Below are 15,143 nucleotides of genomic sequence, written 5' to 3' on the forward strand. Positions count from 1 at the left end.
AGGCATAGAAAGTTGTAAACATCCTTAACCCGGTTTTATTTAGATTTTTTTTCCTCTAATGCGTCAGCACCCTCTGTGGCATCCTTAAAATTTAAATCGTCATCTACTACCCCTTTATAGGCTTTTATCCAAGCATTTTTAAAAATACCGGTAATGGTAGGGATGATCTTTGTCTTTGCGCTATTTAAATCACCTTCTATAGGTATTTTTGTTGCCAATGTATCTTGCCTATGATTCTTTAGCAAGAATTTAAAAAAGCCAACAAAGCCTTCCCACAATGTTTTCAAGAAACCATCATCTTTGCCGATCAATTTGGCATTCCGTAAAATAGGCTTAAACGAACCTTTTAAGTATCCATCGGCAATGGCCATTTCTCCGAAAAGGTCAAAAGTGCCTTCGTCGAAATCTATGCCTGCATAAAAGTTAGTGAAATCATTTAAAGCCTTGGCATTTGCTTTTTCCAAACTAAAGGAGATGTCCATATCCGGAATTTCCTTGACCAAGTTCATGTCTCCTTTTAGAATAACATTTCCGTTACCTATGGAGACTGCTGTGGCGTATATAGTAGAAGGTAATGTCCTTGTTTTTTCTACCACATTCCTAAGGTTGGACGCAGAAAGGTTTACGTTGGAAAGGTTCAGGTCAATATTGGGGTCTGCCTGTAATTGTAGAAAGGCAAACTTACCTTGTTTTACGCTTAATTGATTGATGTCTATGGGAACTAAGTCCGTAAGTGCTTTGGACCAATCTTCGGTATCGGTTTGGGCCGTATCTTGTTGTTGGTCTTCAAAAACATAGATCACGGTTGGTTCTGTCATGATAATTTCACTCACTATTTTTCCGTGAATCAATGCTTTCCATTCAATGGAAATGTCGGTTTTCTTAAAGTCTAGAAAAGGAACATCGGAATTTGCATTTACTTTATTTAAATACATTCCATTTATAGTATAAGCACCGCGGATTAATGCAAGGTCAATATCTTCAACATATCCATAATATCCGGGAATATCCGCTAAAACCTTATTGACATAATCTTTAACGATATAGGGTAGGGCAATGCGAAAAATAAGTAACACTATAATAAGTGTTATAGGTAGTAAGTATCTTTTTTTCTTGTATCGCCGTCTTTTAATTTTGCTCATTATGTTTCAATAATGGCGATAATATAAATTAAATCTTTGGTATATAGTTGATATAAAGGGGATAGGGGTAAAACTATTATTCTTTGGGTCAGTAAAATTTTAGATGCATCAATTTATCAATAATGTTAAATGAACTTTTGCTTTATTTCATCCGTTGGAATCATACATTCTTCTCTTTTGCCATACCATTGGTACCTATTTCGTGCTATAAAATCGTATACGATGTTACGGAAAGACTCCGGTAACCATAGTAAAATGGACGAAATTGTTCTAATCCCTTTTAATTCTTCACCAATCTTTAAAGCAGCTGTAGATTTTATATAATAAGCAACATTGGGTTCAATAAGAATAATAGAATCAACTTTTTCAGTATCTATATTTCGTTCTAGAGTCAATTTTTTTCCAGTTTCACTTTGCAAGGCGGCAAATTGAAATTGGTTTTCAGAATCTCTTTTAATGATAAACTGTACGGCTCCGTTACACAAATTGCAGACCCCGTCAAATAAAATAATTTTCTTTTTATTTTCCACGGATTAAAGATACAATGAGTACCAATTATATCATTACCATTTATAATCTATTTAAGAAAGATGTTCAATGGATATTTATTTATTCCTAAATCTTTAAAAGATTGGGGAGTGCTAGACATATAATTGAGATATCACTGGTATAAATAACAATTCCACTATATTCTAATAATAAATTTAGGCGCCAGCAGGAATTAATGTAATAAAAAGGGTCAATAAGTACTAGTTTTATGTGAATATGGTGTTCAACAATTTATAAAAATCGTATACGATTTAATTTAAAATACTAAAAATCAGTTTGTTAATTTGTTATTTCTTTCGTTCTACTAATTCCAATTGGTCAACACTGACATTGGTCGTAAAAATACCATAGTTGACTATCGCTTTTCCTTTTTCCAAGGAATCTATTGACCCTACGGACTTGCCATCTAACATACGTACACGATCACCAATTTTGAAAACTGGTTTAGGTTTGTTTTTTTCTTTTGCTATGGCCTTTTTCTTGGCAACCTTTTTGTTTTCACGAATGACCTTGACCTCTTTTTGGACTTCTTGGGCTACTTTTGCTTTTTTTGCACGTTCTGCCTTGGCCTCATTTGCAGTTTTTTTCTTGCGCTTGCTATTCTCCGTTTCCACAATTCGTAATAGCTCAGATACCAACTGGCGCTTTTTATTGTCCAAAAAGTATTTGTCCGCAGCAATGTTCACCTTGTTTCCCAATTGAATCATACGTTGATCATGGTCGTATAACTCTTGATAATTTTCCAATTTGCTCTTGATTTTGGCATTCAGCTTTTCCAAGCGCTCACTTTCCTCTCTCGCCTTGTTTTCCTCTTCTTTGAGCCTAGAGCCTGTCTGTGCCATTTTACTGCGTTCTTTTTGCAATTTGGCAATAGTGGCATCAAACCTTACTTTACCACGCTCTATTTTCTTTTTGGCCTTGTTGATCAGGGAATAGGGGATACCGTTCTTTTGTGCTACCTCAAAGGTAAATGAACTACCTGCTTGCCCAAGGATAAGTTGAAAAGTGGGCTCAAGGGTCCTGCCATCAAAAAGCATATTGGCATTGGTAACATGGGGCAGTTCATTGGCCAATGCTTTTAAATTGGCATAGTGGGTAGTGATTACGCCATAGGAACCCCGCTCATAAAACACTTCTAAAAATGCTTCTGCCAAGGCACCCCCCAGTTCCGGGTCGCTACCGGTACCAAACTCATCGATCAAGAACAAGGTATTGTCATCGCAGCGTTTTAGAAATTGGTTCATGTTCTTTAAGCGGTAACTGTACGTACTTAGGTGATTTTCAATACTTTGGTTGTCACCAATATCCGTCAATATTTTTTTGAAAAAGCAAACTTCGCTACGTTCGTGTACAGGAATCAACATACCGCTTTGAAGCATAACCTGTAATAGGCCAATGGTTTTCAACGTAATACTTTTTCCACCAGCATTGGGGCCGGAGATGACGATGATCCTATTTTCCTGGTGCAACTCTATAGTCTGGGGATATGTTTTTTCGTTCTTTCGCTTATTGCTTAAAAATAAAAGCGGATGATAGGCATCCCTTAAATAGAGTCTGTTGTTAGTATTGATAGTAGGCATTAGGGCGTTGATATCTTCCGCGTGCTTCGCTTTTGCGGCAATGACGTCCACTTGTGACAAATAATCCTGATAATCGCTTAAAAGCGCTCTAAATGGCCTGATCTGATTGGTTAATTGTTTTAGTATCCGTTGTACTTCTTCTTTTTCTTCGTATTCCAGATTATTGAGTTCCCGGCTATATTTTAAAACCGCTTCCGGTTCAATGTAAACGATACTGCCGGTTTTGGAAGTGCCCATTACCGCACCCTTAATTTTTTTACGGTACATGGCCTTTACGGCAAGGACCCTTCTGTTTTCCACCACACTCTCCCTTATTTCATCCAGGTAATCGGATGATTGGTAAGTTGAAAGTGCCGCGCCAAAGCTTTGGCTAATCTTACCCCTAACTTGGTTGATTTGCCTTCTGATAATCTGAAGGTTGTCCGATGCATTGTCTTTTACCTCACCAAAACGGTCAATTACGTTGTTGATCAACACCGGTATTTCGGTTGTTGGTTCCAGTTTTAATGCAAATTCATGGAACAATGGATAATATTCCTTGAATTTTTTAAAGAATTTTTGATGTTGGGCAACCGTGGTGCAAATACTCGAGATACGTTTGAATCCCTGTAGTTCTAAAATGGTATTTTCAATTTTTAACAACCTTAAATCTGCATTGATACTATCAAATCCATGATTTGGAATACGGTTTTCACTAACCAGGGAAGAAAGGTATTCGGCCGTTTTGCCTAATTCGATCCTAATAACTTCCTCGGTTAAGAAAGGTGCGATTTTCAACGCTGCCTCCTTGCCCAATTCAGTATGGCAACGCGCTGAGATCTGCTGTAAAATGGAAGGGAATTCTAAATCCTGTAATGTTTTGGAATGTATATTGGCCACGAGCTAATTTAATATGTGGTAAAGGTACGGATTGAGAGCGATATCTGAAATTTACGAAGCAAGCGTTGTTTGGTCCTGGTAACAGTTTTTTTAAGTAGTGTAGTTCCTTTTAACAAATGAGGTCATGTTACTTGGGTTTCATATGTTGAATACATTGACAATTAGATAAATTTGTAACCTGGTAAACATACTTTACATCATGATTATAAAAAATATACATCCCAGTTGGACACAGGAACTAAAGGAAGAATTTGAAAAAGAATATTTTCGGCAACTAATAACCTTTGTGGAACAGGAATATCGGCAGTATACCTGTTACCCGGCCATGGAACACATCTTTGCCGCCTTTGAAAAATGTAGTTTTGCCGATGTTAAGGTAGTCATTATAGGACAAGACCCCTATCATGGGCCCAATCAGGCTAACGGATACTGTTTTTCAGTAAATGATGGAGTAAAACATCCACCTTCATTGATAAATATTTTTAAGGAAGTCGAAACAGATATAGGTAACCCGTACCCCTTAAGTGGAAATTTGGAGCGATGGGCCACACAAGGGGTTTTGTTACTAAATGCAACATTGACCGTTAGGGAACATGATCCGGGCAGTCATCAAGGAAAAGGTTGGGAAGTTTTTACCGATGCGGTCATTAAAAAACTATCTAGCCAGAAAAAAGATGTCGTTTTTATGTTATGGGGCGGTTTTGCCAAGAAAAAGAAAAAATTAATTAATATGAACGCCCATCATATTCTTGAATCCGGACATCCATCGCCCTTAAGCGCAAATAGGGGATATTGGTTTGGAAATCAGCATTTTTCCCATTGTAATAAAATATTGAAAGGTATGGGCAATAAATCTATTATGTGGTAAGTTATTTATTAATAATTTTTTTTATAACTTTAAGAAGACACTATTTTACATGTATAACATTAACTAACAACAACTCGCTATGAAAAATTTAGACAGATTAAACAGCATTTTATTGGTGGATGATGATGAGGCAAGCAACTTTCTTCATTCCATATTCATCAATAAGCTTGATTTGGATGTTAATTTAAATTCTGCCCTAAACGGCCAGGAAGCATTGGATTTCATTTTAGGTAAAGGTCAGGAAGAACTGGAATTACCTTGTATGGTCATGCTAGATCTTAGAATGCCTGTTATGGACGGATGGCAATTTATGGAGGCCTATGAAGAAATGGTCCCAAAAAAATTAAAAGACCAGATTACCATCGTTCTTGTTACCATAAGTGATAACCAAGAGGATAAGGATCGCGCCATAACCAATCCACATATAGCGGATTTCTCACAGAAACCTTTATCTGACGATACGTTTAAACAGCTTATTCAAAAGCATTTTAGCTTAGCTGCAATTTAAATTACGTCAAAATATGATCGGCAGGAATTATTTGGTCGATCAAATTTAATTCATTTAGGGTATCCTGTACTTTTAACAAGGTATGTTCAGGTAGTTGCTTTTGACTCCATTGGGTTAATTGCAGCCATTCCTGTATGTCCTCTAATTTTTGTTTATACCTATGGGCCAATGTACGGTCAATACTGGGTATTTGTTTAAATTCTACGGTATAAGTGTTGATAATTTCCCTTATATGGGCAATGAGGTTTCCGTTTTCCGCGATAAAAGATGTCGTTCCTGCAAGTACAAAACAGGGCCATGGCGTGGGGCAATCTCCTAAGTGCCTGAAAATACCACCATCTACCAATGGCTTTGTCGTAAAACGTTCCCAAATAAAATAATCTGCATGTCCCGTAGAAAGGCTCTGGACCGCACCATCAAGGTTGTTTACCAGGTTAAATTTCAGGTTTTCTAAATCCCACCCCATTTGTTTTGCATGTACATAGGCCATTAAATGACTTCCGCTACCAAACCTGCTTATGGCCGCAGTAGTGTTTTCAAGGTCCTTTAAATCCTTGAAACTACTATTGGTATCCACATGAATGCCCCACAGCAAGGGAGAGGCAATATATTCTTGTATGATTTTGGCCTTGTTTCCTTCAGTAATACTTTTTACAATTCCTTCCGTTAGGATTATGGCTAGGTCAGCCTCGTTATCCTTTAATAAATTGCACATTCTACCGGTACCCTCTGGCACATCTGTCCACACTAAATCAATACCTCTTTCCCTAAAAGCTCCTTCGTCTATGGCCAGATGCCAAGGAAGGTTGAAATGTTCCGGTACACCTATAATTTTAACGGTTTTCATTTAATTTATATTTAAGATAGTCATAAATGGCATACTGTGACCTTACAGGTTCCTGGTGGTCTTGGACGGTCACTTTTTTATTGGAATTTTCAATATCCAATATTCGAGCCTTTTGGTTATCGTTAAGCTGTAAAGTTAGAATATGTTTTAATTCACTAAAAATATCTGGGTCAAGAATAGGGGTAAGCACCTCAATTCTGCGGTCCAAATTTCTGGTCATCCAATCTGCGGAGCCCACATACATGAGTTCATTACCACCGTTTTCAAAGAGATAGATCCTGCCGTGTTCCAAATAGCGATCTATGATACTTGTAATAAGAATAGAATCTTTCATTGGGGCATCAGGATCGCCACTAGCCTTTAGATAGCAACAAAAGCCTCTGACAATCAGCCTAACCTTAACTCCGGCATTGACCGCCCTATATAGGGCATTAATCATATCGGCATCCTCCAAACTGTTCATTTTGGCTGTAATGGCGGCATGTTTTCCACTTTTTGCGGCATCAATCTCGTTTTGTATAAGGTTTAAAAAGGTAATGCGTGTGGTAAAAGGTGAAACCAGAAGACGTTTTAACTTGGGAATGATTAATTTTCGCTCCAACACCTCAAAAACCTGTTTTAGGTCCTTTGTTATTTTTTTATGGGCCGTAAAGAGTCCGTGGTCACAATAGATTGTTGCAGTCTTTGCATTAAAATTCCCAGTACCTATATAGGCATACCGTCTTAATTTATCATCTTCTTTTCTAAATACCATAGCAATTTTAGAATGCACTTTTACCTGTGGAATACTAAATATTACCTTGGCTCCTTTTTCTTGGAATATTCTGCCCCATTTAATATTATTTGCCTCATCAAAACGTGCTTGGGCCTCTACGAACAATGTAACCTCTTTTCCATTGTCCAAGGCTTTTAACAATGCATTTGCCAAAGCCGATTTTTCTGCAATTCTATAAATAGTCATTTTAATGGCAGTTACCTGTGAATCGTTTGCCGCGCTTTCCAAAAAATTTTCAATAACATTGAAATCCTGATAAGGAAAATGTACCAATTGGTCTTTTCTGGCTATTGTTTCGAAAACATTGTTGGATGTTGATAGAACTGGATGTGGTAAGGCAGGCTTTGGCTCATATTGTAAATATTCGGTACCCTTTGGCCTCGGAAAGCTAAAAAAATCGGAAAGGTTGTGGTATGTTCCTCCTGGGGATAAGTCGGCCTCACCTAAATTCAAATGGGTTTTTAGTACATTCAATAATTCATTGGGCATAGTACTATCGTACAATAAGCGCGTAGCTTGCCCCGTTTCCCTTTTATTCAGGGAATTGTATATTTTCTCTACCAGTGCGGCATCCGTATAATCATCTTCTAAATATAACTCCGCATCCCGAGACAATTTTATGGAATAGCACTGTGTAATTTCCTGATTGGGAAATAGCTTATCCATATTAAGTCGAACAACATCATCTAAATAACAATATTGGTGATGGTCGCCCGGTAATTTTATAAAACGATCTGCTTCATCGGTAGGAATTTGCACTAGGCTATACTCGTTGTTCTTATGATGAACGGCCAAATATAATGCACCATCTATAAGCGATACATTGTTTGTTGTACTATGTATCTTACAATAAGGCTGTATAGAAGTATGGAATAGGTTGGTTAAAAATACTTTTTGTTCATCATTGAATTCACTTGGGTTTCTTAAGAATATATGGTGCTTTTCCAACTCGTTCAAGGTAGTCGCTATCACCTTACCAAAAGTAATTTGTTGTTGTTCTATAGTTTCTAATATATGTTTTAAGGTACTATTTGCCTTGAGCATTAGTTTCTTTCGCAACTTCTTGTCCAACTGCCGTATTTGGCGAAGACCGGAAACCCTAACCTTAAAATACTCATCTAAATTCGAAGAAAAAATTGCAAGAAATTTAAGTCTTTCCAATAGGGGAGTTGACTTATTGGCTGCTTCAAGTAATACACGTTCATTAAAATAAAGCCAATTAATATCCCTATGCTTCAAATTTTTATTTTTCATAAGCACAAAAATAAGAAGACCACGGCAGGATACTTTTAAAAATGCGTTAACTAAGACGCCCTAAACAAAATTTTATTAACTCATCTACGGATTCCGATGGAGTTTTGGAGAATTCCCCTGTTGCTCTATTTGCCAGAATACAGTTTAAGGAAACGGCATGATGGCCTAATAAATGGGCAAGGGCATATATACCGGACGTTTCCATTTCCAAATTTGTAAGTTGCAGGTTTTGGTAAGAAAATGAGGAGAGTTTCTGCATTAATTCCATTTGGCTGGGCTTAAGACGTAATTGGCGGTGTTGAGGGCCATAAAAGCCTGTATTTGTTGCGGTAAAGCCTAATCGTATACGATTATCAATAAATAATTTTGCTAGATTATCTGCATATTTTATTATATATGGTCGTGCTTTATTGGCATTCCAATCACAGTATGTTATAAAAGCATCCTCAATATCCGTAAAACCCATATTTTCATGCTCATAAAAATGTAAAAGCCCATCAAAACCAATGGCGTATTCGCTGATTAAAAAAGAGTCAACGGGAATATTGGGTTGAATGGCACCACTTGTACCGATTCTAATAATATTAAGTGGGGTATGTTTAGACTTAAGGGTGCGGGTGGAAAAATCAATATTGACCAAGGCATCCAGTTCATTAAGCACAATATCAATATTGTCCGTACCTATACCCGTAGATATAACGGAAATTCGTTTACCGTTCTTTATACCGGTATGCGTAACAAATTCTCGTTTTCCTTTTTTTAGTTCTATACGATCAAAATAATTGGAGACTTGATGTACACGATCGGGATCACCTACCGTTATGATGGTGGTCGCTATATCTTCTGGAAGTAGATTTAAATGGTATATACTGCCGTCATCATTGATGATCAGCTCAGCAGGCCTTAATTGCATGCTATAATTTTAGAATTCTATTGGCATTGGTATTATAAAGGAAATTGTACTTCAATGCCCCGCCTAAGTAAACATCATTATCCTGTATACAGGAATAGTAACTTGTTTTGCCCTCTAAAATTTCCTTTCCCTTTTTAGATAACCTAACCGGATTTAAACTGCTGATCAAGGGTTTTAACCTTGTAATTGCACGGTCATATTGGGTATCGGCAAAACCAAGGTTACCTTGATTATTGAGGAGAACGTTCATGAATTCTTTTTTTGATTTTGGCTTTTCGTCCATGGCCAATCTCAAAATGGTGTTTTCCATATCGTTTAGTCCATTTACGATACTGGGAAATCTTTTTAGATGTGTTTTAATGGCATCTCCTAAATAGTCAAATTGGTAATCATTAAAATCGGTCAGATTCTCCAATCGTATAGGATTGTTGCTACAATATAGTTGCCAGACGTAATCCGCAAATTCGGTATCGTCCTGCGTTAATATTTTTTTATTTCTGTATAGACCAAGTAGCTGATCATCGGTAAGTTCCGTAAGACTGTACATGTTATCCGTTTCATCTTCCTTACCACAGCATACCAAAGATATTTCAGCATATTTACGATGGGTAAGCAACCAACTGATAACGGCCAACATATTTACTTGGCAGAAAAGATCGTATTCAAACCATAATACTATTTGGTCCTGTTGTTTATGGCTACATAGTGAGCGGTATTCTTTTAAGGTTTTTTCGATGAACCATGATTTTGAAACCTTGTAATTTTTATGAAGGAATTCAAACCTGGTTTTCCAGAAAGTTTCGGTGCCTACAGTGGGTAATGTCTTTCCTTCACATAGCATTTCGCGCCATGTGATTACATCTCCCTTTAAATTCAATTTTTGGAGTCGTTGCGTAAAAATATCGCCATTGGTAATATGTAAAACAGAACTCATGCCAGATTATGATTTAGTTTGGTGAACATTAAAAATAAGACTTATAACAATGCTAAAAAATAATTTAACAGAAAACAAATTAATTGCAAGTCTATTAAACTATAAAAATTATCCTCCTACGCGTTTTACCTTAAAGCCTTTCTCCTTTAAAATGTACATGATCTTTGCCCGGTAATCTCCCTGGATAATGATTTTGTCATCCTTAAAACTACCGCCTACACTCAACGTTTTTTTGATATCCTTGGCCAATTTTTTAAAATCTTCCGTTGCACCGGTATATCCTTCCAAAATGGTAATTGGCTTGCCTTTACGCTTTTCGTATTTACAAATTATGGGCTCATCCTGCAACCAAATACGGTCCTGAGGTTCTTTTTCAACAGGAATATCTTGGGGTTCATGATCGGGAAAAAGATTTTTAAGCTGGTCTTGTAAGTCCATTGTTACTTCTTTATCAATCCTAATTCAATCAAACGCTCATGTAAAAATTCGCCCGCAGTAATGTCGGAATAAAGTTTTGGATGGTCTTCATCAACACAATTATCTAAACAGTTCAATGACATTTCACTAACCGGATGCATAAAGAATGGTACGGAATATCTAGAAGTGCCCCAAAGTTCCTTAGGTGGGTTTACCACTTGGTGTATGGTAGAAAGCAACCGATTATTGGTCAATCTAGAAAGCATATCACCTACATTGATCATTAATTCGTCCGGCTTTGCAATGGCATCTACCCATTCGCCCTCATGGTTCTTTACTTGTAGACCTTTACCATGTGCCCCCATTAAAAGGGTAATTAAATTGATATCACCATGTGCCGCCGCTCTTACCGCATTTTTAGGTTCCGTGGTAATAGGAGGATAATGAATGGGGCGTAATATGGAATTTCCGTTTTTAATGAAATTATCAAAATAATATTCATCCAAATCTAAGTGTAGCGCCAGGGCACGCAAAACATATTTTGCGGTTTTCTCAAGCATTTTATAGGTCTCTTTTCCAACTTCATTGAATTTGGGAAGCTCTTTGACCAATACATTGTCCGGATATTCCTTTTCCAGTTTAGGGTCGTTCTCCACATACTGTCCAAAATGCCAAAACTCCTTTAAGTCTCCTTCCTTTCTACCTTTTGCATGTTCCTTTCCAAAGGATGTGTAACCTCGTTGGCCACCAATACCATCTATTTCGTATGAATCCTTAACATCTTGGGGCAGATTAAAGAATTTTTTAATTTCGTCATACAAGGAATCAACCAGTTCGTCCGATAGAAAATGACCGCTCAGCGCAACAAAGCCTATTTCTTCAAATGCCTTACCGATCTCATTTATAAATTTTTGTTTTCTTTTTGGGTCCTCCGAAAGAAAATCAGATAAATCAACACTAGGTACCAAGCTCATAATTTTATGATATTTATGTAAAATTAATAATAATTGCCGATTTACAAGCTCTGTTATAAATGTTAGTTGCTGTAGGCATTTTTGTTACATTTATATTTTATAATACTTACAATACCAGTTGATGGACTATAAACAATTTAAGGTTGATAAGGATATTCAGATAAAACTCTTTAAATCAATGCTATTGCCCAGAATGATTGAAGAGAAAATGTTGATTTTACTACGTCAGGGTAAAATATCAAAATGGTTCAGTGGTATAGGCCAGGAAGCTATTTCTGTAGGTGTGGCCAGTGCACTCAATGATGATGAGTACATTTTGCCCATGCATAGAAATCTTGGCATTTTTACGACAAGGAATATTCCTTTGCACCGCTTGTTTGCACAATGGCAGGGTAAAGCCAGTGGTTTTACACAAGGACGGGACAGAAGTTTTCATTTTGGAACCCAAGCGTATAGGATTATAGGGATGATATCACATTTGGGTCCGCAATTAGGTGTGGCAGACGGTATTGCCCTTGCCCATAAACTGCGTAATGAAAAAATGGTAACTGCGGTTTTTACTGGAGAAGGGGCCACGAGCGAAGGTGATTTTCACGAAGCGTTGAATGTGGCTTCCGTGTGGGATTTACCGGTTTTGTTCTGTATTGAAAATAATGGATACGGACTTTCCACGCCTACCAATGAACAGTTTAAATGTGAGCATTTGGCCGATAAGGGTATTGGCTATGGTATGGAGTCCCATATAATAGATGGCAATAATATCCTTGAGGTGTATACTAGGGTAAGGACTTTGGCCCAAGATATGCGTAATCGTCCTAGACCGGTATTATTGGAATTTAAAACCTTTCGTATGCGGGGGCATGAGGAAGCCAGTGGAACCAAATATGTTCCACAAGAATTAATGGATACCTGGGCCGCTAAAGACCCGCTTGATAATTTTAAGCAATTTTTACTGAAGCAGGATATAGTCAACAAGGAGTCTATTGAAGAATTTCAAAAGGATATACAGGACAAAATAGACTCACATTTGCAAATGGCGTTTAATGAAGATGCAATTGTACCTAATGAAAGTAAAGAATTAAGTGAGGTATACAAAACATTTGATTTTAAATTAATTGAACCCTCAATACATACAAAAAGTATCCGTTTAGTAGACGCCATATCTCAAGGGTTAAAGCAGTCAATGCAAAGGTATGACAATTTGGTTATCATGGGTCAGGATGTGGCGGACTATGGAGGTGTATTTAAGATAACGGAAGGCTTTATCAACGATTTTGGAAAGGAACGTGTGCGTAACACGCCCATATGTGAATCGGCTATAGTTTCCGCTGCAATGGGCTTGTCCATAAACGGTATGAAAGCGGTCATGGAAATGCAATTTGCAGATTTTGCAAGTACGGGTTTTAATCCCATTGTCAACTATTTGGCCAAAAGTTATTACAGATGGGGGGAACATGCGGATGTAGTAATCCGTATGCCATGTGGTGGCGGGGTAGCCGCCGGTCCGTTCCATTCACAGACCAACGAGGCCTGGTTTACAAAGACCCCGGGACTTAAAGTAGTGTATCCGGCTTTTCCCTATGATGCAAAGGGTTTATTGGCCACGGCCATTGAAGACCCAAATCCGGTGTTGTTCTTTGAGCATAAAGGGTTGTACAGAAGTAGCTATCAAGAAGTACCCGTAGATTACTATACGCTACCATTTGGCAAGGCAAGTTTGATTAGGGAAGGTGCATCTATTACTATAGTTACTTATGGGGCAGGGGTTCATTGGGCTTTGGAAACGTTGGATACATTAGGGATAGATTCAGCAGATGTGCTTGATTTGCGTACCCTGCAACCGTTAGATATAGATGCCGTATATAGTTCAGTACGGAAAACGGGTAAGCTGATCATTCTTCAGGAAGATAGTTTGTTTGGTGGTATTGCTAGTGATATTTCCGCCTTGGTCATGGAACATTGCTTTGAATATTTGGATGGCCCCATAAAAAGGGTAGGTAGTTTGGAAACTCCTATTCCTTTTAACTCCGCTTTGGAAGCACAGTATTTGCCAAAAGACAGATTTGCCGTTATACTTCAAGAATTAATAGCTTACTAGGATACACGTTAACATCTTTTTTTTTAGAGCCAAAAGATATGCGGGTAATCAGTCATCTTTGCAATGTCTTGAGGTAATTTATAAAGATTGCCCATCCAAAAAGTAAGACATAACGTATATACGTTTTAACCTTAACCTAAATACATTTATTTATGAAGAAATTAGTTTGGCTAGTCAGTATCGTTCTTTTAGTGTCGTCTTGTTCCATCTCAAAGGATGCACGAGCTAAAAGAAACTTGTTGAGCGGTACCTGGACTTTGGATAATGTTGCTTTTGAAGGAAACACCGGTAATGTAAAAGCTGTACTGTTCAATGATGTAGAGGATATCTGCTTAGAAGGTAGCGAGTGGTTCTTTCGTGATAATAATAGTACCGGAAGATATACTATTAGTCCGTCAACACTGTGTAATGGCGGTGACCGCTATATTAGATGGTCTGTGGTAGAAAGAGAGGAAAATTATAGCAGTCAGCTACAATTTAAATTCATCAACGAAAAAAATCAGGATATATCGGGCGGTGCAGGATATCGATTGACTATTGATACCCTTACCGATTATGCAATGGTATTAAAATCCAACGTTATGGTAGACGGTTCACCTGTGAACGTGGTCTATGAATTCAGTAAAAAATAATAACCTACTTAATAATTAAAATTAAACATATGAAAACAATGATATTACGTAAGACCAGCTATATTCTTGCACTGGCAATGGTAATGAGCTGTAGTACGGTAAAAAATGCAAATAAAACGCAAAAAGGTGCAGTTATAGGGGCCACTGGTGGTGCCGTAATTGGTGGAGTGTTGGGCAATAACGTGGGTAGTGGTAACAATACGGCCCTTGGTGCAATATTGGGTGCTGCCATTGGTGGTGCCGCAGGTGGATATATTGGTAATAGAATGGATCGTCAGGCAGAACGTATTGAGGAGGAAATACCCGGTGCGGAAGTAAAAAGAGTTGGTGAAGGTATCAATGTAACCTTTAATGAAGATGCAGGGGTATATTTTGATACCAATAAATCTAACGTACAAGGAACATCGGCCGCAACTTTGGATAAATTGGCGAACATTTTCAAGGAATATCCAAAATCCAATATTTTGGTCGAGGGACATACCGATAGTGCCGGGGCGGACGAATATAATATGAATCTGTCCAAGCAAAGGGCACAATCCGTTACCAAATACCTAGTTGCAAAAGGTATAGATGCAAGTAGGTTCGATACCAAATGGTATGGAGAGAACCAGCCTGTAGGCGATAATACTACGTCTGAGGGTAAGGCAAAGAACAGACGTGTGGAATTGGCCATTGTTGCAAGTGAGGAATTAAAACAAGAGGCGAAGTCCCAAACAAACTAAGAGGCATATTTTTATGCTTTTGAATTAGAAATAAAAACCCTGCTAATAGCA

14 protein-coding genes are annotated in these 15,143 nt (G+C 37.7%); 5 read left to right on the top strand and 9 right to left on the bottom strand.

The window, feature by feature from the left end:
* Positions 1–35: 35 nt before the first annotated feature.
* The 3 genes from CHB68_RS07705 to CHB68_RS07715 all read right to left on the bottom strand — a co-directional run bounded on the left by CHB68_RS07705 (position 36) and on the right by CHB68_RS07715 (position 4,150).
* Positions 36–1,076: a DUF748 domain-containing protein gene (locus CHB68_RS07705; RefSeq protein ID WP_317043808.1), complete on the bottom strand. Its 1,041-nt coding sequence runs from the start codon at positions 1,074–1,076 to the stop codon at positions 36–38.
* A 191-nt stretch (positions 1,077–1,267) separates the two neighbouring features.
* Positions 1,268–1,672, bottom strand: coding sequence for a thiol-disulfide oxidoreductase DCC family protein (locus CHB68_RS07710; protein WP_089260269.1), 405 nt, complete (start codon positions 1,670–1,672; stop codon positions 1,268–1,270).
* Positions 1,673–1,978: 306 nt separating this feature from the next.
* Positions 1,979–4,150, bottom strand: coding sequence for an endonuclease MutS2 (locus CHB68_RS07715; RefSeq protein WP_089260270.1), 2,172 nt, complete (start codon positions 4,148–4,150; stop codon positions 1,979–1,981).
* Between the two features lie 199 nt (positions 4,151–4,349).
* Between CHB68_RS07715 and CHB68_RS07720 the strand changes: the two genes are divergently transcribed.
* Positions 4,350–5,018: a uracil-DNA glycosylase gene (locus CHB68_RS07720; protein ID WP_089260271.1), complete on the top strand. Its 669-nt coding sequence runs from the start codon at positions 4,350–4,352 to the stop codon at positions 5,016–5,018.
* A 79-nt stretch (positions 5,019–5,097) separates the two neighbouring features.
* Positions 5,098–5,526: a response regulator gene (locus CHB68_RS07725; protein ID WP_089260272.1), complete on the top strand. Its 429-nt coding sequence runs from the start codon at positions 5,098–5,100 to the stop codon at positions 5,524–5,526.
* 1 nt (position 5,527) lies between these two features.
* Here CHB68_RS07725 and CHB68_RS07730 read toward each other — a convergent pair whose 3' ends face one another.
* The 6 genes from CHB68_RS07730 to CHB68_RS07755 form a co-directional block, all read right to left on the bottom strand.
* Complete coding sequence (locus CHB68_RS07730; RefSeq protein ID WP_089260273.1) at positions 5,528–6,373, bottom strand: substrate-binding domain-containing protein; 846 nt, start codon at positions 6,371–6,373, stop codon at positions 5,528–5,530.
* Complete coding sequence (gene ppk1 / locus CHB68_RS07735; RefSeq protein WP_089260274.1) at positions 6,360–8,402, bottom strand: polyphosphate kinase 1; 2,043 nt, start codon at positions 8,400–8,402, stop codon at positions 6,360–6,362. Before ppk1 ends, CHB68_RS07730 begins: the two co-directional genes overlap by 14 nt.
* Positions 8,403–8,448: 46 nt before the next feature.
* Positions 8,449–9,315: a nucleoside phosphorylase gene (locus CHB68_RS07740; protein WP_089260275.1), complete on the bottom strand. Its 867-nt coding sequence runs from the start codon at positions 9,313–9,315 to the stop codon at positions 8,449–8,451.
* A gap of 1 nt (position 9,316) precedes the next feature.
* The gene (locus CHB68_RS07745; RefSeq protein ID WP_089260276.1) at positions 9,317–10,249 is read right to left on the bottom strand and encodes a DUF1835 domain-containing protein; all 933 of its coding nucleotides are present in this window, start codon (positions 10,247–10,249) and stop codon (positions 9,317–9,319) included.
* Between the two features lie 108 nt (positions 10,250–10,357).
* Positions 10,358–10,687: a translation initiation factor gene (locus CHB68_RS07750; protein ID WP_089260277.1), complete on the bottom strand. Its 330-nt coding sequence runs from the start codon at positions 10,685–10,687 to the stop codon at positions 10,358–10,360.
* Positions 10,688–10,689: 2 nt separating this feature from the next.
* Positions 10,690–11,640, bottom strand: coding sequence for an isopenicillin N synthase family dioxygenase (locus CHB68_RS07755; RefSeq protein ID WP_089260278.1), 951 nt, complete (start codon positions 11,638–11,640; stop codon positions 10,690–10,692).
* 121 nt (positions 11,641–11,761) lie between these two features.
* On the opposite strand from CHB68_RS07755, the gene CHB68_RS07760 reads away from it, so the two are divergent.
* The 3 genes from CHB68_RS07760 (at position 11,762) to CHB68_RS07770 (ending at position 15,092) form a co-directional block, all read left to right on the top strand.
* A complete protein-coding gene (locus CHB68_RS07760) occupies positions 11,762–13,738 on the top strand; it encodes an alpha-ketoacid dehydrogenase subunit alpha/beta (protein WP_245838872.1) in 1,977 nt (658 codons plus the stop codon).
* A gap of 152 nt (positions 13,739–13,890) precedes the next feature.
* Positions 13,891–14,370 carry a lipocalin family protein gene (locus CHB68_RS07765; RefSeq protein ID WP_089260279.1) on the top strand — a complete coding sequence of 160 codons (480 nt, stop codon included), beginning with the start codon at positions 13,891–13,893 and terminating at the stop codon, positions 14,368–14,370.
* 38 nt (positions 14,371–14,408) lie between these two features.
* Entirely contained in the window at positions 14,409–15,092 is a 684-nt protein-coding gene (locus CHB68_RS07770) for an OmpA family protein (protein ID WP_394339888.1), read from the top strand.
* The last annotated feature ends 51 nt before the right edge of the window (positions 15,093–15,143 follow it).

The sequence above is a fragment of the Maribacter sedimenticola genome (assembly GCF_900188415.1).
Classification (GTDB): Bacteria; Bacteroidota; Bacteroidia; order Flavobacteriales; family Flavobacteriaceae; genus Maribacter; species Maribacter sedimenticola.